Consider the following 20,537-nt stretch of genomic DNA (forward strand, 5'->3'; position numbering starts at 1 on the left):
CTATAGTAAAGCTTCTACACTATCTATAGAGAACGTCGCAACACCTAGCTGCTGCACATCGACACGCTCTCTGAAAGAGTCATCGATAAATATCGCGTTCTTATGTTTTATAACTGAAGACTTAGGTGAGCCATCTGTAATATGATAGATAGTGTCAAACAAGTTTGTCAGTCGGTATTTATTCAAAGATTCTGTCAGATCATATTCGTGACGTGTTACTAAATGTACCTGACAACCATCAGAAATCGATTTGTACAGCAAAGCAATAAGCTGTTCATTGACTCTGTTATTGATAATAATACAGTCATCAAAATCAACATATATATGCTTATAATTTAGCTGCAAATTGTATCTATTTGAAAGGTTCCTTTCTTGTTTAACCTCAAAGGAATTTGGGTTTACTTGGACAGATATTCCATCATGTGCATACAGTGACAACTCAGCAAAGTTCACACCTTTTACCCGGTTTGTTGACATTGAACCGGCAATGCGTGTTGCAACTTCCATCAGGACTAGCTCACCAGAATCACTTTCTTTTACCTGGAAAAACCAAGCCCCCAGCATTCCAATACTGTTATTTAGCTTTTCAGCGAAACTAAAAAATTTCTTCGTTGGATCTGAAATTGTCTGGGTACCAACTGCAATTCCATTCATGATCCTCGTACGCACGCGCGGGCCTGCGTACTCCAGAGTACCTTCAGCGGATGTATAACAGTCAATGGTATACTCTTTGCCAGGTAAATACTCACACACGACATGCGTTTCAAAATCAACCTGCTCTAAAGCTTCCAGGCTATCGGCCCTGAAAGCGCCCTTACTACCCTGCCCAACATCAGGCTTAACAAAAACGGGGAGAGCAGATGGCAAAACCTCATCTAGCTTATTAAACAGGCGAGGTAAGGCAACCGCCCCCTTTAACTTACTGTAGGTTGCTTTTTTTGAACGGCAAATTCGATTAGCTTCTACACTAGACGTGATAACTTTTGCATCGATATTTTCTCTGTTCTCTGAAAGTAAAAGCGCTGCGTCATCATGTGCCGGAAAAACATGGGTAATGTTATGTTCTTTAACAAAACGATTTACATGCTCCAAGAAGGATTCATCTCTGATGTACGGCGCACCACTATAAAAGTGCTCGAATTCATAGGCTGATGAGTCCTCAACAGAATTTAGACCTATAACTTTAAGCCCTTTAACACCTTTCAATGCTCTGTTTATCTCTAAGCCAATTTCCGTACCACAGGGCACAACTAATACATTTTTCATAATTTACTTTCTTTTAAAACCTTACATACACGCTCTACATCTTGCACTGTCATATAGTAGTGTAGAGGAAGGCATAACACCTTAGACACGCGATCTTCCGCAATAGGCATACTTTCAGCATCTTCAAACTGCGTATTAATAGCGGGTTCAAAGTATCGCCGACTTTGAATACTGTTTTCTTGGAGTGCGCTTTCTATCTTGCTTCTTTCCTCAGAAGAGGCACAGCCGATTACGAAGTAAGCACCATTTTTTGATGCTTTGTCGTGCCATTCGGGAAGAATAAAGTCATTTTTCAGGAGTTTAGTGTAGGTCTCAAACAGGTGAGTTCGATGACTCAATACATCATCAATGATATCCAGATTAACCAGTCCAACAGCAGCCTGGTATTCATTCATTTTAGCATTGATACCAATCTCACCATGATGTTGAGAAAAATTAATTAACCGTTTTGCTATGTCAAAATGCTCTTTCTTCTTAAAGCATATTGCACCGCCTTCCACGGTATGAAACAACTTGGTCGCGTGAAAACTTAAAGTAGAGGCATCTCCAAATGTCAAAACCGAACGTTCAGCTACACGCACTCCAAAAGCATGTGCCGCATCATAAATGACATTCACACCTGAAGGTTGCTGCACTTCTATCAGCTCAACATCACATGGGTTGCCATATACGTGTGTTGCGACAATCGTGTCAAAGCCATCCTGCTGATTAACGAGTTCAATTGCTTCAGGCGCGGCCAGATTCCAACTTTTGCCATCGACGTCCGAAAACAGAACCTTGTGACCTTGCCACTTCAATGCACTGGCTGTCGCAACGAAACTGAATGGTGTGGTAACCACCCCGTTTGCCGAAAGCGCTTTAGCAGCTACCTGGAGCGCACTGGTGCCATTATTTACAAGCAGTAAATTCTGTACACCCAAATAGGCCTCTAGACGCTCTGTTAGCTGTTGATGCAACTGGCCAAAGTTCGTATACCAGGCGTTGTCTTCGACCTGCTGCAAGTACTTCGTAAGTTTCTTCAGATCCGGTTTTATCGGATTATTCAGGTTGATATTCATTTCAACAGACTCAACAGATACTTACCATAATCGTTTTTCTTCAATGCTTCACCCGCGCTGCGTAACTCTTCTTCACTCAACCAGCCATTGATAAAGCCAATCTCTTCCAAGCACGCAATTTTAAAGCCTTGTCGTTGCTCTACGGTATGTACAAAGTGACTGGCTTCAAGCAGGCTCTCATGAGTACCGGTGTCGAGCCAAGCAAATCCTCGCCCAAGCAATTCAACATTCAGTTTGCCTGCTTCCAGATATCGCTGGTTAACGCATGTGATCTCAAGCTCACCACGCGGTGATGGTTGCACCGACTTGGCAATTTCAACAACATCGTTGTCGTAAAAGTACAAACCAGTCACGGCATAAGAAGACTTGGGATGTTCAGGTTTTTCTTCAATTGAAGTCGCTCTTTGATTTTCATCAAAACCAACAACACCAAAACGTTCAGGGTCTTTGACCTGATAACCAAATACCGTTGCGCCCTCAGCACGCTCTGCTGCTTTTTTTAGTTTTGGGGAAAAGTTTTGACCGTAAAAAAGATTATCTCCCAATACAAGGGCAACAGAATCATCACCAATAAACTCTTCACCAATAATAAAGGCTTGCGCTAAGCCATCGGGTGAGGGCTGTACTGCATAAGACAAGTTAATTCCAAAGGCCTGCCCATCGCCCAATAAGTTCTGAAACAATGATTGCTCTTCAGGTGTGGTGATCAAAAGAATATCCCTGATACCAGCCAACATCAGGACTGAAATTGGATAATACACCATTGGCTTATCATAGACAGGCAACAACTGCTTAGACACACCTTTCGTCACAGGGTATAAACGAGTGCCAGAACCACCGGCTAATATAATACCTTTCATTCTGTGCCTCCCAGTCTTTCCAACCGATAACTGCCATCAAGAATTGCACGCCACCATTGTTCATTACACAGATACCATTGCACTGTTTTTCTTAATCCCGTTTCAAAGGTTTCACGCGGTTTCCAACCTAGTTCACGCTCAATTTTTGAGGCGTCGATGGCATAGCGCAGGTCATGTCCGGGTCTATCCTGGACAAATTGGATTAGCTCTTTATAGTGCTTAACATTGGCATGCTGACTTGGCTGAAGTTCATCTAATAGTGCACAAATCGTCTCTACCACTTCAAGGTTGGTCTTTTCATTATGGCCGCCAATGTTATAGGTCTCGCCAATTTCACCTTGAGTTGCAACCAGATAGAGCGCTCTGGCATGATCTTCAACAAACAGCCAGTCTCTAATTTGCTGACCATCTCCATACACAGGTAAGGGTTTACCATCCAACGCATTTAGTATCATGAGCGGGATCAGCTTCTCTGGGAAATGAAAAGGTCCATAGTTGTTTGAACAGTTTGTAATCACAACCGGTAAACCAAAGGTTCTTCGCCATGCCCTGACCAAGTGATCACTCGACGCTTTAGATGCCGAATAAGGCGAGCTTGGCGAGTAAGGCGTTGTCTCAGTAAATAGATCCGTTGTACCCTTCAAGTCACCAAACACTTCATCGGTGGAAATATGATGGAATCTAAACTTGCTCTTTTGCACATCAGAGAGCGTGCCATAGAGCGTACGACTCTCTTCCAGCAAATTGTATGTACCAACAATATTCGTTTGAATAAACTGACCAGGCCCGTCGATGGATCTATCAACATGGCTTTCGGCTGCCAGATGCATCACGATTTCCGGCTGATGCTTTTTAAAGAGTTCATGAAGCGCGGCTCGGTCGCATATATCGACCTGCTCGAAAGTGTATCTCTGTGATCCAGAGACACAGTCAATCGAAGACAAATTGCCGGCATACGTTAATTTATCAACATTGATAATTTCGTGTTCTGTTGACTCATGAAGGAAACGAACTAGTGCGGAGCCAATGAAACCCGCTCCGCCTGTAACTAAGATTCTCATTTAAAACACCCAGATGTGATTACATCTTAACCAGTCTAATACAATAATCACTTAAAGCTTCTGGTTACGACAATAAAAATAGATAAAAGAAATCCGATAAAGGTTGCCAATATACAAATCAGTGCCCTGCTAGGTTTTGACTTGCGTTCGGCGACAATAGGAGGCTCTATCACTCTAAAGACATATTCATGATTGACTTCAGCAAGCATTTTTTTACGTACTTGCTTTTCAAACAACCCATGCAAACTGGTCCTCAGTTCTTCAAGCTTAGTCGTCTCCAACTGCTCTGACAGATAATTGATGCTTTTCTCAGCCTGAGCTATGTCTCTTTTTCGCATTTCCAAATTAATTTGCGCCACAAAGTAATTCGCCCATTCAAATGCAAGATGCGGCGAATAATGCTCTATGGTCAGTGTGTATAAACCGCTTTTTTCTTGCTCAATATAGAGCTTTTTAAGCAACTCACTGTGAGATTTTTGCAATGACGGTTTAAGTGAAACCTCATCTTCTTCCAGCCATACTTTTTGCTCACTATTAAACAGGGCAGGGTCATAGATCACTTGGTTGGTTTCTTTATTCCAGTCTTTTGCAGCCATCAGGTTTTCAATCACACCATCTTGTTGCAAAAAATTTTTCGAAAAAGTAAACGATCGCATGATTTCTACGGCCAATGCAGCCTGCTCAATTTCATTTGAGGCTAGATTAATACCAGCCAAGCTAGCCACCCCCCCAAGAGAACCGGCCATGCCTGCACTGTCAGAGTTCGACGAGGGAGCCATAAGTACTTTCGACTGATATACATTGGGTAAATTGATTGAAATCACCACTGCAGATACTGCAAAGAGTGAAGTCACTGCAATAATAAACCATTTGGCTCTAAAGCAAGCTGAGATTATGCTTCTCAGATCGATATATTGATTGTTATACCCATTTGTTACATTTTGCATTGGCTCTTTAATACTCATTTCAGGCTCCTAACACGCTATTGCCAGTTAAATTCTGGCAATAGCCGCGACACCAACACCCAATTGATAGAAGATCTGCGTTGCAGTACTCCAAAGTGTCAGGTTGTCCATGTAAGAAGCATCCATTGGAACCACAATGGTGTCACCGGCTTCCAGGTCTACTTGATCATTAACGGCAAACCAGCTTCCTCTATTCGGAATAAACACCGCACCATTCGCTTTGATCACGTATATTCTTTCACCATCTGCACGCTCTCTTAGCCCTCCGCTAAGGTTGATATAATCCTCAATAGATGTCCCTTTTTTGAACAAGTGCGAAGAGCTATAATTCACTTCACCGATGATAGAAATAGAGTCTTGCTTGCCTGGGACATAAAGAGTATCACCATCTTGCAATCCTAAAGATTCCGAATTACTAAGCACACTAGGTAAATCTATAACCAATCGACCAACAGCTTCTACACTTGCCAAGTCTTTCAGCAACTTATTCGTTTCGTTATAGCTTAAAGATGTGTTAGTGCCGATAGATTTTTGGAAGCTCTTCGCTGCGATATCCTTTCTCAGTTCATCTGACAATTTGGCCAATTGTTTTCTTTCCTGAACCTTGATCGCTTCTCTGGTAAATATTGCGGCACGAGGATCGGCGTAATGTGTTAGCCCACCAGCACGTTGAATCACATTCTGCAGCGTCTCATCACGCTTTACGATATATGTCCCTGGAAATAGCACTTCTCCTTTGAGCTCAACTCTAAAGCTTTCTTGCCAATTGGGCTGCAAAAGAACATTGACGATATCTCGACTTTTAAGTTTCTGTTCAGTGAACCCGTCACTTCCAGCAGTAAGAGAAGACTTCATATGCAGAACATCACCATTTGTATTCACACGTGTAACTTCTGCAAACTCGGTATACGCAGACTCAAGCAAGCCACCAGCAGCCTGAATAGCCTTAGAGGTAGGCATGTTTTCAATTAGCGGATAGATTCCCGGGAAGCGAACCTGACCACTCACCTCAACTACCTGAGTTCTGACCATAGATGAAGATTGATACTCTAACTGAGCTAAAATGGGTGCTAGTAATGCTTCGCGGCCAAATACGCTCGGGGTGTAATCTAGCTCTTCTTTGTCTTTATCTTGTTCGCTGCGTTTCTTATTCTGTAATTTGTCCATCGCCACATCAAATGACACTTTTTTCTCAAACTGTCGCTGTTCATACATGTGCCAGAGTTTGACACTTAGTTGCAGCTCTTGTTCTTGTGCCGTCATAGCCAGATCTCTGAGTGCATTATCTTCTTCTTCCTGGCTCACGAAACGGCTAAAGACGTAAACAGCGTCATTTTTTTGTAGAACGACTTCTGAGTTCTTTAATGAATCAGCTAGCGAAAACTGAATAACTTCAATTTCGCCTAGTTCATCACTTTCACGCACAATGATTGAATAATTCAAGTCTGCTTGAGGGAGCAAATCAGTTTTCAGATTGCCAATCAGAGATTTCACGGTCATACCACTGTGCCATTCAAAATAACCAGGGCGTGCGACTGCACCAATCAATGATACAGCACCAACAAGCTGCTCATTTACAGGCTGTACTTTTATCTTATCTCCACCTTGCGGTTGATAGTTATTCTGGCCTTCACGAAAGTCAACCGAGACAACAGACTTCTCAGCATTGTTGACGACTCGCTTAACCTGAACCTGTTGCAGAAATGCGTTTTCCTTGAACCCACCAAACATCTGAACGAGTTGCTCAACCGTATCACCTTCTTTGAGTTCAAAAATGGCTGGGCGTTTGACCAATCCCCCCACAGATACTTGAGGACCAACAGAGGGAACAAAGACAACATCACCAGTCTGCAGTACAACGTCAGAACTCGTATCCCCCTTCAATAGCAGGTCATACAAATCAAGCGTTGAGATGGTCTTACCTTGTCGCTTAACCTCGATATTTCTCAATGACGAAATCTCGGTCAATCCGCCGCTAGCAAATAGAGCATGTGTGGCACTAGACAGGGGCGACAAAGTGTAGCTACCCGGACGATAAATTTCTCCAACAACCAGCACCTGCACAGAACGCAGCTCGGCAATGGAGATATATGCCTGTAAACCAATTGCCTCATTTTTAATTTTTTTCGTGACTAACGACTTTAGCTCTGCGTAGGTCAACCCTACTGCATCTATGGGAGAAAACCCAGGGATATTCAATCTTCCCTCACGGTCAACAACCACATTATGCGTTGCCGTTTCTTTACCATAAAAGCTAACCGAAAAACTGTCCCCCCCTGCAATCACATAGTCATTTGGTACAGACAATGACTCCGACGGGGCAAAACTGCTGGGCTCTCCAGAGAAAATACTGTAACCAAAGGGTTCCAGCTTTTCTTCACGCGGCTCCAGCGGATCTGTAGCTTCATCAGGCTCCTTCTCCTGCCGTGGGTACACACTAGGTTGGCTTTGTGTTGGGGTCGTTCCGCCACTGATTGACTGAGGTAAATCAGATATATTGATGCCATATTGTTTTGCCAGCGCCTGCTGCTGACTTTTTGGCAATTTTTTAAACTGTGCTATTTGTTGCGCTGTCGGTGTAAAAGCAATTGAAACCGCACTAAACACCAGCATGGTTGCTGCAAAAATACGTTTAAACGACATCCGGTTTTGTTTCCTGTTTTACGATAAGCCAAAAAGATTGCGTATTTTACATAAAAATGACGCCATAAAAAAAGGGCTTGGTGCCCTTTTTTTGATATATCTTTAGTTAATTATGTTAAAAGCTGTAAACCAAAGTCAATGATGTTTCCGTATCTGTACTTTCCTTGCCTTCATCGACTGTTGAGTTATGGGTAATATTGTACGCCACCTTCATTTGTAAAGAACCATTGATCTTCGTCAACAGTGCCGACTCTGATGTCGTCTTAGTGTTGGTATCACCGTACTCAACCCCGACCAGTTGAGTAAAACGCGCGTTATCCGATACCTGCCATTCGAAATCTACTTTGGCAACACCGATAACCTCATTATCCGTCGTACCTGCAAGTGGGTTGCCGTTTTCATCAAGTTCTGTACTGTCATCCTGATATTCAAAGCGCTTCACACCGGGACCGATTTCAGCATCTAAATACATAGTATCCAGGTTCAGTAAGCGTAAGCCATAACCCACAGAGACAACGGTTTCACTGCGGTAGGCACCAAAATAGTCAGAGTCGTAAGAGCCATAAATAAACAGGTGACTGTGATCTTCGTTAAGCTTGTAGTTACCTTGCATTGAAACTGAATACTTCTCGTTGGTTCGCTCGCTTACTCGTTCACCATCGTCGTTTTCAATTTCATCTTCTTTGTAGATCCCGTCCAGCTTATACTCATTGCGCCAGTTCTTAAGGTTGTGCTTAGCCTTAAGTGCGCCCTTGAGGGTCGTGGTTTCAGTGTTACCACTGGTGATAATGGCACCCACTTCACTGGTGATATCCCAGGTTTTTTTCTGTTTTGGCTTCTTTGCCGAAGCTTCTTCTGCAGCAGCATTCACACTAACGGCTGCCAATATGCACAGAGATAAAAGTTGTAATTTCATTGCCTATAAACCTGTCATTAATTAGTCTTTGTGAAGGTGAACATCCATTTGCGGGAATGGAATTTCGATATTAGCATCGTCCAGCGCTAATTTTATATTCTCAACAAGATCAAAGTAAGTCGGCCAGTAGTCTGATGTTGCAACCCAGGGGCGCACAACAAAATTGACACTTGAATCTGCCATTTCTAATACGGCGACTGTATAAGCCGGCTCTTTCAGGATCCGCTGATCTTTGTCCAGCACGGATTTTAACACATTTTTCGCTTCTCTGAGGTCCGCGCCATAACTCACCCCGATAACTAAATCGATGCGACGTGTTTTTTCACGAGAGTAATTGACAATTGCACCTGACATAATCGCCGAATTAGGCATAATAATGACTTTGTTATCCGGTGTTCTCAGCTCAGTTGAGAAAATCTCAATACGCTGAACACTACCTGCTTTTCCTCCGGCTTCAATATAATCACCCGACTTAAAAGGGCGAAGAATAATGATCAGAACACCAGAGGCGAAGTTCGACAGCGAGCCTTGCAAGGCCAAACCGATTGCCAGACCAGCCGCACCCAATATAGCCACAAACGAGGTTGTTTCTATACCTACCTGAGACAACGCCATCAACAACGTCGCTGCAAACACAATACTGTAGGCAATATTACCAACAAACGCGCCAACCGCTTTATCCACTTTGCGTTTACTAAACGCTTTCTCCGTCAGGTTTGCTGCAAATTTTGCCAGCTTCATACCAATAAAGAAGATAACCAGGGCTAGCAGCCCCTGAAATAGGTGGTGTATGATCAAGGATGAGTTATCATCGACCCAATGAACAATCGTTTCCATAGTGACTCCTGTAAGCACTTGAGTGAGATAGCGGGGCGATTTTACCCTGCCTGTATGAATATTAGCTGTACAAGCCGGAGATACTCAACGAACTTCTTTGAGATTTTTTTCAGTTTAACCCTTTGCAAAGCCCATGTTTTTATGTATTATGCGCGCCACACCAACAAAGGTGGTGTTATCTATTATGGCGGCTGTAGCTCAGTTGGTAGAGCCCCGGATTGTGATTCCGGTTGTCGCGAGTTCAAGCCTCGTCAGTCGCCCCATTTCCTCTCCTTGTTATATTTAGTGCACCTCATCAGCTAGTAAACTCATCTTAGTTCTGTTTTTTCTCTCTGAAATGAATCGAATCTGCACACTAAACTGCGGCATTTAAACGACCTCAACGACTACCGCAGGGAGCCTGATATTATAAGGTTAACTGGTTACACAATTTGTACCAACACTGTACACGGTATGTGTGGCACTCGCTGCAGCACCGGCTACCTTTAAGGTGGCTCGTACATTCAACTCTGAATTGATAAGGTGGCTCGTACATTCAACTCTGAATTGATAAGGTGGCTCGTATACATCCAACTCTGAATTGATCAGAGACATCTTTTTGAGTGTTCTCTTTTTTACCTGAAGTTTCATATTTATCAATTCTTAAAAGTAATACCAATTTCACTTAATACCTGTTCAATTTGACGGAGCAAATATGGCGCTAACGGTGTTAGAAATTTCTTATTTAGAACCTTATACCTTAGACATAGGTTCGCAAATTTTTGCCTCGCCTAAATGGATGTAGGTGCCTCAGCGATAGCAGGACGCGGGAGCGGTGTTATCAACCCTATTTTCTTGCCTCAAAATAGAACACTTAACTAAGCAAATTGGTATAAAAATGCGTTTGTTTTAACACCCACAAAGTTAACTTTTTTATTACATCAAGAATATTGAGAAATTTTCTACATGCTTTTCAGTAAAGCGAGTTCGCACCTGAATACGTCGATAATTCAAGTGAAGGAATGAATAAGCATATAATCGGTAAAAAATGGCATAAAAAATGCCACCTTACGGTGGCATTACACACGGGATTATTTCTACTTTACAGATAGAAATTCTTTTCGCTATTTCCAGCTTCTCATCTTATGCCCTTTCAGGGCATAGAATAGAATAAACAGATAGCTGGGTAGCATTAAACTGTACGCGCCCTGAGCACCTAGCCCAGCCACGTTACCAACACCAATCAATAGAGGCCCTAACGCACCACCTGCAATACCCATGATTAACAAGCCTGAAGCGGTACCAGTGAGGCGCCCCAATCCATCCAGAGCCAATGGCCAAATAGCAGGCCAAACCATAGCGTTAGCAAATCCCAGCAAAGCAATACACAGCAGGGGATCCGGCAATTGAGGACCACCAAAAGGTACGAGCAATATATTTGCCAAGGCTGTCGATTCATTGTCCCCTAAAACTACAGCAAAAACGGTAACAATACCAGCAATTGCAGACATGACCAGCGCATTTTGTTGCGACATGAAGCGTGGGATCAAAGCGATACCAATTGCATAACCAATGAGCATACAACCCATCGTATAAGAAGTCATAACAGAGTAATCAGCAATCCCTAATTGCAGAGCGTAAGAGCCAATCGTGTCAGCGGCAATGACTTCAACGGCAACGTATAATGCGATACCAATCACACCTAACGCCAGATGAGGGTGACTTAAGGCTTCTTTAACCTCCCCTTTACCCGTCTGCCCTTCTTCTTCAAACACAAGATCAGGTAATGGAGAAAACTTAGCAAATGCTGCAAACAGGAAAATCAATCCAGCAATCGCCAGGTAAGGCGCAATCAGACTATTTGCCATCATATCTTTCTGAGCCTGGCTAAGTGACTCCCCTTCATTTACAACACCGCTGACAACGACTGCAGCAAATACAATGGGTACAATTACGCCGGCCGATTTATTTAGCAATCCCATGATACAGACACGTACTGCTGCCGAACGCTCAGATCCCATTTTCACTACATACGGATTGACCGCGGTTTGAAGTACCGTCTGCCCAACCCCTATCATAAGTTGTGCAAACAAGAAGATTTCGATCATTTGCATCTTGGCTGCCGGAATATACATAAGCGCAGACAACGCCATTACAGCACAGCCAATCGCCATGCCGTTTTTATATCCAACCCGCTTTATCAGCATCGCAGAGGGGATCCCCGCAACCGTCACGGCGATATAAAATGAGGAAATAATGAAAGAGGCCTGTAGCGGACTCAGTTCCAGCATTTGCTGCAGGAATGGCGTGATAGCACCATTTAACCAGGTGATACAGCCCAATATAAAAAACATTGAGCCAGCAAGTGTCATAGGTAACCAGACACTTTGCTTTTCGAGGTCATCTTTTTCCACTGTCGCTTCCATAAAACTCTTCTTGTTGCTAATTAAGATTAATACAGGTCGGATTAAAACGAATTAAAAGTAATCCGGATTATAATTTTCTGTGCTATCGGCCCAGACAGTCGCATCATCAGGACAGCTGCTTTACAACTCAGACCCAAAAATGACAGCGCTGACATTTAACTTTACGTTAAAATTTAGCCTTTTTCTAGTTAGTTTTGTAATCAAATGTCCTCACTCTGGGGAGAGAGAATCGCCTACCCCAGAATGAGATAAATTGACAATTAGTCTAACCCAGTGGTACGACTGAACTTTTTATCGCCTAAACGGGTACGTAATAATACGCTATCTGACTTGCTCACACTCATCGGAGCTGTGTAAGTTTGCCAGCTACTGCCACTATCGAGACTGACTTCAATCGTTAAATACTCAAATGCACTGTTGGCGTACAATTGACCTTCGATCACTTTTGCCCCTGGCACCGGCAAATTCACATTGACACCGGCCTTGTCCAGCTTAGTCAATTCCTTTAACGCCAGTGCAGCTGAGAACCCATACCAGTCCTGAGCAAAGCGCTTCTTATCAAGGCGCGCCCCTTCCCAGCCGGCTTTATGCCAGGCACGTTCAGCCATTGCCAGTAAACGAGGAAAAACCATCGCCTGCATCTGCGCTTCAGTGCGAATGGTTTCACTCCAGACCTGCCCCTGAATACCAAAAATATTTTCCGGCTTTTCAAGCTCGGGCAGCGGGCGACCAACCAGGGCTTCTAAATTTTCAATAACCTCGCCACTGCGGGTAAAGTCGGCATTGGCATAGACATCATCCGGCATATAACTAAAGGTTTTCTTACTGTCCGTATAGCGGGCAGCCCAATAATAGCCGCGCTCAGCCGGGTGTGGCTCATAAGGGTGGTCAAAGTACAAGTGCGTACCATGGGACAGCACCACCTGGTAGCCATCATTGGCCAGACGATGCGCTCTGTCAGCAACACCCCACTCCCAGATATTGTCCCAGACATTGGCGGTAAAGACCGCATTGGGAAATGCATCGCGGTTAAACGGATTGACCTTGTCGTACATCAGACCATCTTCCCATGCGCCCGGCGCAATTCCTCGTTTTGCCAGCAAAGTGGCGACTCGCTGCGTAAAATAAGGCTTGAGGTCGGTCGGGCCAGCAATGCCATTGTTAGGATCAGCAAACAATGCCTGGCACACAGGCGAATCCACCCAGGAGCCGGCGCCCACTTCGTCACCGCCAAAGTGCAAGTTGGTCAGGCGCGTACCGGCTTCACGATACATGCCTTGTAACTCATAGGTGACCTTTTCAATGAAGGCATAAGTCGAATCCTGACACACATTCATGGAGTTATCGGTATAATTCTGTACTGTGATGTACTTAGAGGTGTCCTGCGGATCGCTGAGCAAATAGGCTTTTGCCTGCTCCGGTTTGCCCGCTTCCATCAGTGTATGATAGCGCGCTTCCATGGCCTTAATCGAGGCACGAGCATGGCCCGGACCTTCTATCTCTGGAATGATCTGAACATGACGCGCCTTGGCAAACTTGAGCAGTTCAACAAACTCATCCCGGGTCAGATAACCATTGCCCGATCCCGATTTATGCGGACCAGTACCAAGCTGAGTCAGTAAACACTCACGCTCCTGTAAGTCAAAGCAACGATAGCCGCCAATATCCGTCAGCTCTGGCAAACCAGGGATCTCAAGCCGCCAGCCTTCATCTTCAGAAAAGTGCCAGTGAAACTTGTTCAGCTTGTAACGGCCCATCTGTTCAACCAATTTGAACAGCGCCTCTTTGCCATGATAGTTACGGCCGTTGTCGTAGTGCATACCACGCCAGCCAAAACGCGGGGCATCTTTAATCTCTACATTAGGCACCTGTATCTGGCCTTGTTGATCTGCCGGGAATAACGCAAGCAAACTCTGGATACCGTAAAATACGCCTGCATTGTCATGGCCTGTGATCACAATTTTGTTGTCGTCTACTTCCAGCTGATAGCCTTCGCTGCCCAAATCGCTCAGGTCCGCGACTTGCAAATAGATTGTTTTGGCTTTGCCGGCGCTAATATGATCCGGCTGTGCTTCCAATGTCAGAGCATAATCGGCCAAATCTTCCTGAAATACGGCAATTTCACTTTTTAATCTGCCCGCATAACGGATCTGCCACTGACTGGACAAGTCTGCATAGCCTCGGTTGAAATCAACATCCATCGGCTTAGGGATGATGCGTTTCAGCGCGTCTTCACGAGACAACTTGCCGGTCTGCTGGTTTTGTTCATAACGCCATGCCGCGGTTGCACGCGGAGATAAGTCTTTTGGCTCTCCGTGACGATCCAGTTGGTTATCACGTACAATCGGTGCGACAAAGTCCAGCATGTTTTCGCTGTCTGTATTGGCGAACACGGCCGGTTTTGAATTGCCACTGACCATAAATGCACGCGGCATAAAGTCGGTATAAGCGGCTATCCAGGCGGCGGCTTCATAGGGAATGGTCAGAGTTTCGCCCGGTTTTAATCCGGCAAACTCCTTAGTCGGCACTAAACGGTGTAAGTCGCCATTCACATGCTCAAACTTCAATCCACTTACCTGCTCAGTGGCCACTTTTCGGATTGAATGAAAGTAAATCTGCCAGTCGCTTTCGCCAGCTGGGAGCGCTAACTTTGAGTCATTTTGTAAGGTGATAGAAGCCAGAAAGCTGCTGCTGCCATTGTGATGATTGCTTTCTACTGCAAATGTGAAGGTGGTGTTGTCAGTAAAGGCTTGCAGTTGCGAGCTATCCCAGGCGGCTTGTGCCATCATCGGGACTAAAAGCGTGGCCGCGATGGCCCGGGTGAGCAGTTTTTTCTGTATTTTCATTCCGGCTCCTTAACCTGCGCTGAGCGCAAACTTCAAATTGTTGTAAATACCATCATATAGAAGAAAAAATGACAGCGCTATCAATTTTTCCTTACAAGATCTCTATCGCCTTTTTTATCATAGAGTTAATACAAAAAAGCCGCCAGAAACTGGCGGCCATGATAGCAGTAAACACTTACCAGATTTTGACCCGCTCTTGCGGTTTAAGATACATTTTATCGCCTTCTTTGACATCAAACGCATCGTAAAACGCCGGCATGTTGGGCAGTACACCAATAACACGATAGTGACTCGGTGAATGCGAATCCGTCATCAAACGATTACGCAGTTCTTCATCACGGTAGTTGCGACGCCAGATCTGCGCCCATCCCATAAAGAAGCGTTGCTCACCAGTGTAACCATCAATGACTGGAGCTGGTTTGCCTTGCAGAGACAGCTGATACGCTTTAAGCGCCACACTCAAACCGCCAAGGTCACCAATGTTTTCGCCTAATGTTAGCTCACCGTTTACACTGGCATCTTCAAACGGTTGATACTGGTTATATTGCTCAACCAATTTTTGGCTGCGCGCCTGAAACTGAGCCAGATCTTGCTCACTCCACCAGTTACGCAAGTTGCCATCACCGTCATACTTGGCACCCTGATCGTCAAACCCATGGCCCAGTTCATGACCTATGACGGCACCAATGGCACCATAGTTAACGGCATCATCGGCTTCCAGGTTGAAAAATGGTGGCTGTAATATCGCAGCAGGGAAGACAATTTCGTTATTAACCGGGTTGTAGTAAGCGTTAACGGTTTGCGGCGTCATAAACCATTCACTGCGATCGACTGGCTTATCGACTTTACCCACCATATCCTGATAGGCCCACTCATTGTAGCGCACATAGTTACCAACGAGGTCATCAGCATTGATCTGTAGTCCTGAGTAGTCCCGCCACTTGTCCGGGTAACCAATCTTAGGTGTAAACTTGCTGAGTTTTACCTTCGCAGCCTGCTTAGTTTCTGCGCTCATCCACTCCAGCTCTTCAATGGATTGCTCAAACCCTTTGATCAAGTTGTCGACCAGCTCCCCCATGCGTGCTTTCGCTTCTGGCGGAAAATACTCTTTGACATAAATTTTACCCAGCAGCTCGCCCAGCACATCGTTACTGGCATTCACCGCTTGCTTCCAAACCGGCGCTTGCTCTTCGAGGCCACGCAGCGTCTTGCCATAGAAGTTGAACTTCAAATCAACCGCCGTCTTGTGCAGCAGCTGCGCATAATCGCTGGCAAAGTGAAAGGTCAGATAGTCACGCCAGGCGGCGACTTCCGTTTTGCCAATCAGCTCCGACAACCCTTCAAGATAGCTGGGCTGAGTCACAACCAGCTCTTTGGTATTTAAGCCGAACGCTTTCAGATACGCCGCCATATCAAAATGTGGCAGCTTTGCATTGAGCGTATCAACCTGAAACTTGTTATAGGTTTTATCCGCATCGCGACTTTCAACCCGTGACCACTGAATTTCAGCTAACGCGGTTTCAAGTGCCATAATATGCTTGGCCGCCTGTTCAGCACTGGGTTGATCATAGCCCATCAACTGCATCAGGCGCTCAATATATTGACGATACTCAGCGCGAATGCGGGTGAACTTTTCAGTGTCCTGAAGGTAGAAATCCCGGTCCGGCAAACCCAAACCCGACTGCCACAAATAAAGCGTATTCATGGTAGAATTTTTGGCGTCATTATTTGCATACCAACTCAAAGGCGTAGTGCCACCCTGAGACAAGGCACGGGCAAATAAGGCGGGTAGTTCAGATTTACTCTGTAATGCCTGGAAAGGGGCCAGATACGACTGCAGAGGTGCAGTGCCTAGCTCTTCACGTGCTAATTCATCAGTGTAGCTGCGATAAAAATCGCCCAGTTTAGCCTCGTCTGAGCCAGGTTTTGCCTGATCGTTACTGGCTGCCTGCTCCAGCGTTTTACGCAATGCTTTTTGTGATGCATCGTACAGCTCAGTGAATGAACCATAATTAGACTTATCTGCCGGTATTTCGGTGCGCGCTAACCATTTACCGTTTACATGGTAATAGAAATCATCCTGTGCCCTTACCGCACTATCGATATTGTCCAGTGCGATCCCTGAGTTTAGAGTACTCTCTGCTTGCATCACTTCAGCTTGCGAGTCTGTTTTCACCTGCTCGTTACACCCGGTCAGACCCAGTGCCAGTGCAACCGCTGCGGCAGAGACGGCTAATTTTTTCATCTTTATAATCCTTAACATCAAGTTTGCTCAACGGCCAATGCTACTGAAGCACGTCATAGTATTGTGCCAGTGCGTCCAGAATAGCCACATTAGCTGCGGGAAAAGCCAATTGCTTTAACTCACACCAGCTGACCCACTGGCTGGGCTGCCCTTCCAGCCCAGTTGCTTGTCCCGAAAAATCTTCGACCTTATGCACTTCCAGTTTAACCTGTTTATCGCCATAGTCATGTTCAATTGTCAGTAAATGTTCAGAACCGTGGACGTCAATACCGATCTCTTCTTTCAGTTCTCTGGCTAATGCCTGAGTCACGCTTTCCTGAGCTTCAATCTTGCCACCAGGAAACTCCCACAGGCCCCCCTGATGTTGCTCTTTCGCCCGTTTACATACAAAAAACTGCGCATCCCGCACGATGACACCCACTGCCACATTCACTACTTTTTTTGTCATATCTAACTCAAATAATCTATTTTTCTGAGATAAAAAAAGCGACACAAGGTCGCTTTTTCATAATGTCGCTGCAAATTTAAGAGAGTTTACCGCAACATTGCTTATACTTTTTGCCCGATTTACACGGGCACGGCTCATTGCGGCCGACTTTAGGTTCAGTGCGTGCCGCGACCGCAGCACCCTGGGGCGCTTCTCCACCGACTGGCGCTGACTCTTCATGCTGATACTGACGCGGTGCCTGCTCGCTGCGACGATGTTGCTCTTCTACTTTTTCAACATCTTCTTCAGCACGTACCTGCACTTTGCTCAACACACCAACGACATCCACTTTAAGGTTTTCAAGCATTTCCGAGAACAACTCAAACGACTCGCGCTTGTATTCCTGTTTCGGGTTTTTCTGTGCATAACCACGCAGGTGAATACCCTGACGTAAGTGATCCATCGCAGCAAGGTGGTCTTTCCAGTGCTGATCCAGGCTTTGCAGCATGACTGCCTTTTCGAATTGACGCAGTACCTGAGCACCCACCATCTCTTCTTTTTGCTTGTATGCGGCTTCAATCTCTTCGCCGATACGCTCACGCAAACGCTCTTCGTATAGTTTGTTGTCTTCCTCAAGCCATTTGGCAATTGGCAACTCAACCATAAAGTCATTCTTCAGACGCTCTTCCAGACCTGGGATATCCCACATTTCGGCCAGGCTCTGCGGCGGAATATACTGATCAATGGCACTGTTGATCACATCACCACGGATAGCAGAAATAGTTTCTGAAATATCGCCCTCTTCCAGCAGTTCGTTGCGCTGTTCATAGACCACGCGACGCTGATCGTTGGCTACATCATCGTATTCAAGTAGTTGCTTACGAATATCAAAGTTACGTGCCTCTACTTTACGCTGCGCATTTTCAATGGCTCGGTTAACCCAAGGGTGCTCAATGGCTTCGCCGCGTTGCATTCCAAGCTTACGCATCATGTTAGTCATGCGTTCGCCAGCGAAGATACGCATCAGCGCATCGTCCATTGACAGGTAGAAACGGCTCGAACCGGCATCGCCCTGACGACCAGAACGACCACGTAGCTGGTTATCGATACGACGAGATTCATGACGCTCAGTACCGATAATATGCAGACCCCCTGCTTCCAGTACATCATCGTGGCGTTTCTGCCACTGCGCTTTAATTTCATCAATCTGCGCATCGCTTGGATTGTCGAGTTTAGACACATCATTCTGCCAGTTACCGCCCAGCATAATGTCCGTACCACGACCCGCCATGTTAGTGGCAATTGTCACTTTACCCGGTAAACCCGCATCCGCAATGATATCCGCTTCCTGAGCGTGGAATTTCGCATTCAGTACGTTGTGCTCAATTTTTTCTTTACGCAGGAAGTGCGACAGATACTCTGAGCTTTCAATTGAAATGGTACCGACCAGTACTGGCTGACCGCGTTTCTGACAGTCGCGGATATCGGCCAGAATGGCTTCAAACTTTTCGTCCTGCGTCAGGTAAACCAGATCAGCACGATCATCACGGATCATTGGCTTGTTGGTCGGAATAACCACGGTATCCAGGCCATAAATTGACTGGAATTCAAACGCCTCGGTATCAGCAGTACCTGTCATCCCCGCCAGTTTGTCGTACAAACGGAAATAGTTCTGGAAGGTGATGGAGGCCAGCGTCTGGTTTTCATTCTGAATGCGGACATTTTCTTTGGCTTCCACCGCCTGGTGCAGACCTTCCGACCAGCGACGTCCTTCCATCGTACGACCCGTGTGCTCATCAACAATGATGACTTCATTGTCTTTGACAACATAGTCGACATCTTTCTGATATAACTTGTGTGCACGCAGGGCGGCATAAACATGGCTCAGCAGGGTAATGTTACCTGCTGAGTAGAGCGAATCGCCCTCTTCAATCAGGCCATTGTTAACCAGCAATTCTTCCACTTTAACCTGGCCTCGCTCGGTCAGATGTACCTGCTTACTCTTTTCGTCGAGCGTAAAGTCGCCATCGCCTTCAACCCCTTCCTCGTCTTCCTTCTCCTGTAAAACCAGCTCAGGTACGATAGTGTTGATCTTGGTGTATAGCTCGGAGCTGTCTTCGGCAGGACCTGAAATAATCAGCGGCGTACGGGCTTCGTCGATCAGGATGGAGTCTACCTCATCCACCACGGCATAATGCAGTGGACGCTGAACACGTTCTTCAATACTGAACGCCATGTTGTCGCGCAGATAGTCAAACCCGAATTCGTTGTTGGTGCCATATGTAATGTCGGTCGCATAGGCTTCTTTTTTCTGGGCTGGCATCATACCCGGCACGTTGCAGCCGACAGTCAGGCCTAAGAACTCAAACAGTGGGCGGTTATTTTCTGCATCTCGCTTCGCCAGGTAGTCATTCACGGTAATGACATGTACACCTTTACCTGTCAGACCATTTAGGTATGCCGGCAATGTCGCGGTGAGTGTTTTACCTTCACCGGTACGCATTTCTGAAATACGGCCCTGATGCAGCACAATACCGCCAATCATTTGTACGTCGAAGTGACGCATGCCAAAAACCCGCTTGGAGGCTTCACGTACCGTCGCAAAAGCTTCCGGCAGCATGTCATCCAGGCTGGTACCTTGCTCAAATCTTTGTCTGAATTCCGCGGTTTTAGCTTGCAGTTGTTCGTCTGACAGCGCCTTGTATTGTTCTTCTAGGGCGTTGATCAGGGCGACCGTTTTTCTCAGATTTTTAATCATTCGGTCGTTGCGGCTACCAAAAATCTTGGTAAAAATTTTCGTTATCATGTTTAAACCATTTCACTCATCTATTTGCGAGCTCCTACTGGGGTAACGCGGTTATCACGCTCGCTCGTCCTGTTGGCGACAAAGTCGGACCTTGCTGTGTGCCGAGTTAAATTTGTGCCCTATCATACCAGACTATGCGCGTCTGCAAACCATCAAAAAGTAATCTGTTCCTATTTAACCATACAAGTCTGGGGAAACACAC

General features: G+C 45.5%; 13 protein-coding genes and 1 tRNA gene. 1 reads left to right on the forward strand and 13 read right to left on the reverse strand.

Features of this window, described 5'->3' with window-relative positions; all coding sequences use genetic code 11:
- The 8 genes from MHN33_RS15495 to MHN33_RS15530 form a co-directional block, all read right to left on the reverse strand.
- Entirely contained in the window at positions 1–1,266 is a 1,266-nt protein-coding gene (locus MHN33_RS15495) for an ATP-grasp domain-containing protein (protein WP_239399065.1), read from the reverse strand.
- Positions 1,263–2,324 (reverse strand): DegT/DnrJ/EryC1/StrS family aminotransferase, encoded by a 1,062-nt coding sequence (locus MHN33_RS15500; RefSeq protein WP_239399067.1) that lies wholly within the window; start codon positions 2,322–2,324, stop codon positions 1,263–1,265. The genes MHN33_RS15495 and MHN33_RS15500 overlap by 4 nt, the downstream gene beginning before the upstream one ends.
- On the reverse strand, positions 2,321–3,184 hold the full coding sequence (rfbA, locus tag MHN33_RS15505; RefSeq protein WP_239399069.1) for a glucose-1-phosphate thymidylyltransferase RfbA: 864 nt from the start codon (positions 3,182–3,184) through the stop codon (positions 2,321–2,323). Before rfbA ends, MHN33_RS15500 begins: the two co-directional genes overlap by 4 nt.
- Positions 3,181–4,245 carry a dTDP-glucose 4,6-dehydratase gene (gene rfbB, locus MHN33_RS15510; RefSeq protein WP_239399071.1) on the reverse strand — a complete coding sequence of 355 codons (1,065 nt, stop codon included), beginning with the start codon at positions 4,243–4,245 and terminating at the stop codon, positions 3,181–3,183. Before rfbB ends, rfbA begins: the two co-directional genes overlap by 4 nt.
- Before the next feature lie 47 nt (positions 4,246–4,292).
- Positions 4,293–5,210 (reverse strand): Wzz/FepE/Etk N-terminal domain-containing protein, encoded by a 918-nt coding sequence (locus tag MHN33_RS15515; protein ID WP_239399073.1) that lies wholly within the window; start codon positions 5,208–5,210, stop codon positions 4,293–4,295.
- A 27-nt stretch (positions 5,211–5,237) separates the two neighbouring features.
- Complete coding sequence (locus MHN33_RS15520; protein ID WP_239399076.1) at positions 5,238–7,853, reverse strand: SLBB domain-containing protein; 2,616 nt, start codon at positions 7,851–7,853, stop codon at positions 5,238–5,240.
- 115 nt (positions 7,854–7,968) lie between these two features.
- Complete coding sequence (locus MHN33_RS15525) at positions 7,969–8,769, reverse strand: DUF481 domain-containing protein (protein ID WP_239399078.1); 801 nt, start codon at positions 8,767–8,769, stop codon at positions 7,969–7,971.
- Positions 8,770–8,790: 21 nt separating this feature from the next.
- Complete coding sequence (locus MHN33_RS15530; RefSeq protein WP_239399080.1) at positions 8,791–9,606, reverse strand: mechanosensitive ion channel domain-containing protein; 816 nt, start codon at positions 9,604–9,606, stop codon at positions 8,791–8,793.
- A 187-nt stretch (positions 9,607–9,793) separates the two neighbouring features.
- Between MHN33_RS15530 and MHN33_RS15535 the strand changes: the two genes are divergently transcribed.
- A tRNA-His gene (locus tag MHN33_RS15535) sits at positions 9,794–9,869 on the forward strand.
- Positions 9,870–10,709: 840 nt separating this feature from the next.
- Here the strand turns inward: MHN33_RS15535 and MHN33_RS15540 are convergent.
- The 5 genes from MHN33_RS15540 to secA form a co-directional block, all read right to left on the reverse strand.
- A complete protein-coding gene (locus MHN33_RS15540; RefSeq protein ID WP_239399082.1) occupies positions 10,710–12,011 on the reverse strand; it encodes a sugar MFS transporter in 1,302 nt (433 codons plus the stop codon).
- Positions 12,012–12,271: 260 nt separating this feature from the next.
- The gene (locus MHN33_RS15545; protein ID WP_239399084.1) at positions 12,272–14,857 is read right to left on the reverse strand and encodes a family 20 glycosylhydrolase; all 2,586 of its coding nucleotides are present in this window, start codon (positions 14,855–14,857) and stop codon (positions 12,272–12,274) included.
- A 175-nt stretch (positions 14,858–15,032) separates the two neighbouring features.
- Positions 15,033–17,102: a M13 family metallopeptidase gene (locus tag MHN33_RS15550; protein ID WP_239399086.1), complete on the reverse strand. Its 2,070-nt coding sequence runs from the start codon at positions 17,100–17,102 to the stop codon at positions 15,033–15,035.
- 40 nt (positions 17,103–17,142) lie between these two features.
- Positions 17,143–17,550, reverse strand: coding sequence for an 8-oxo-dGTP diphosphatase MutT (mutT, locus tag MHN33_RS15555; RefSeq protein ID WP_239399088.1), 408 nt, complete (start codon positions 17,548–17,550; stop codon positions 17,143–17,145).
- 76 nt (positions 17,551–17,626) lie between these two features.
- A complete protein-coding gene (secA, locus tag MHN33_RS15560) occupies positions 17,627–20,335 on the reverse strand; it encodes a preprotein translocase subunit SecA (protein WP_239399090.1) in 2,709 nt (902 codons plus the stop codon).
- Positions 20,336–20,537: the final 202 nt, after the last annotated feature.

This window comes from Pseudoalteromonas sp. OOF1S-7 (genome assembly GCF_022347765.1).
Taxonomy (GTDB): Bacteria; Pseudomonadota; Gammaproteobacteria; order Enterobacterales; family Alteromonadaceae; genus Pseudoalteromonas.

Excerpts from the sequence above, each read along its gene's own strand:
- MHN33_RS15550 (WP_239399086.1), bottom strand. The coding sequence starts at position 17,102 with ATGAAAAAATTAGCCGTCTCTGCCGCAGCGGTTGCACTGGCACTGGGT.
- MHN33_RS15500 (WP_239399067.1), bottom strand. The coding sequence starts at position 2,324 with ATGAATATCAACCTGAATAATCCGATAAAACCGGATCTGAAGAAACTT.
- MHN33_RS15545 (WP_239399084.1), bottom strand. The coding sequence starts at position 14,857 with ATGAAAATACAGAAAAAACTGCTCACCCGGGCCATCGCGGCCACGCTT.
- MHN33_RS15520 (WP_239399076.1), bottom strand. The coding sequence starts at position 7,853 with ATGTCGTTTAAACGTATTTTTGCAGCAACCATGCTGGTGTTTAGTGCG.
- MHN33_RS15515 (WP_239399073.1), bottom strand. The coding sequence starts at position 5,210 with ATGAGTATTAAAGAGCCAATGCAAAATGTAACAAATGGGTATAACAAT.
- mutT (WP_239399088.1), bottom strand. The coding sequence starts at position 17,550 with ATGACAAAAAAAGTAGTGAATGTGGCAGTGGGTGTCATCGTGCGGGAT.
- MHN33_RS15525 (WP_239399078.1), bottom strand. The coding sequence starts at position 8,769 with ATGAAATTACAACTTTTATCTCTGTGCATATTGGCAGCCGTTAGTGTG.
- rfbA (WP_239399069.1), bottom strand. The coding sequence starts at position 3,184 with ATGAAAGGTATTATATTAGCCGGTGGTTCTGGCACTCGTTTATACCCT.
- MHN33_RS15495 (WP_239399065.1), bottom strand. The coding sequence starts at position 1,266 with ATGAAAAATGTATTAGTTGTGCCCTGTGGTACGGAAATTGGCTTAGAG.
- MHN33_RS15530 (WP_239399080.1), bottom strand. The coding sequence starts at position 9,606 with ATGGAAACGATTGTTCATTGGGTCGATGATAACTCATCCTTGATCATA.
- rfbB (WP_239399071.1), bottom strand. The coding sequence starts at position 4,245 with ATGAGAATCTTAGTTACAGGCGGAGCGGGTTTCATTGGCTCCGCACTA.
- secA (WP_239399090.1), bottom strand. The coding sequence starts at position 20,335 with ATGATAACGAAAATTTTTACCAAGATTTTTGGTAGCCGCAACGACCGA.
- MHN33_RS15540 (WP_239399082.1), bottom strand. The coding sequence starts at position 12,011 with ATGGAAGCGACAGTGGAAAAAGATGACCTCGAAAAGCAAAGTGTCTGG.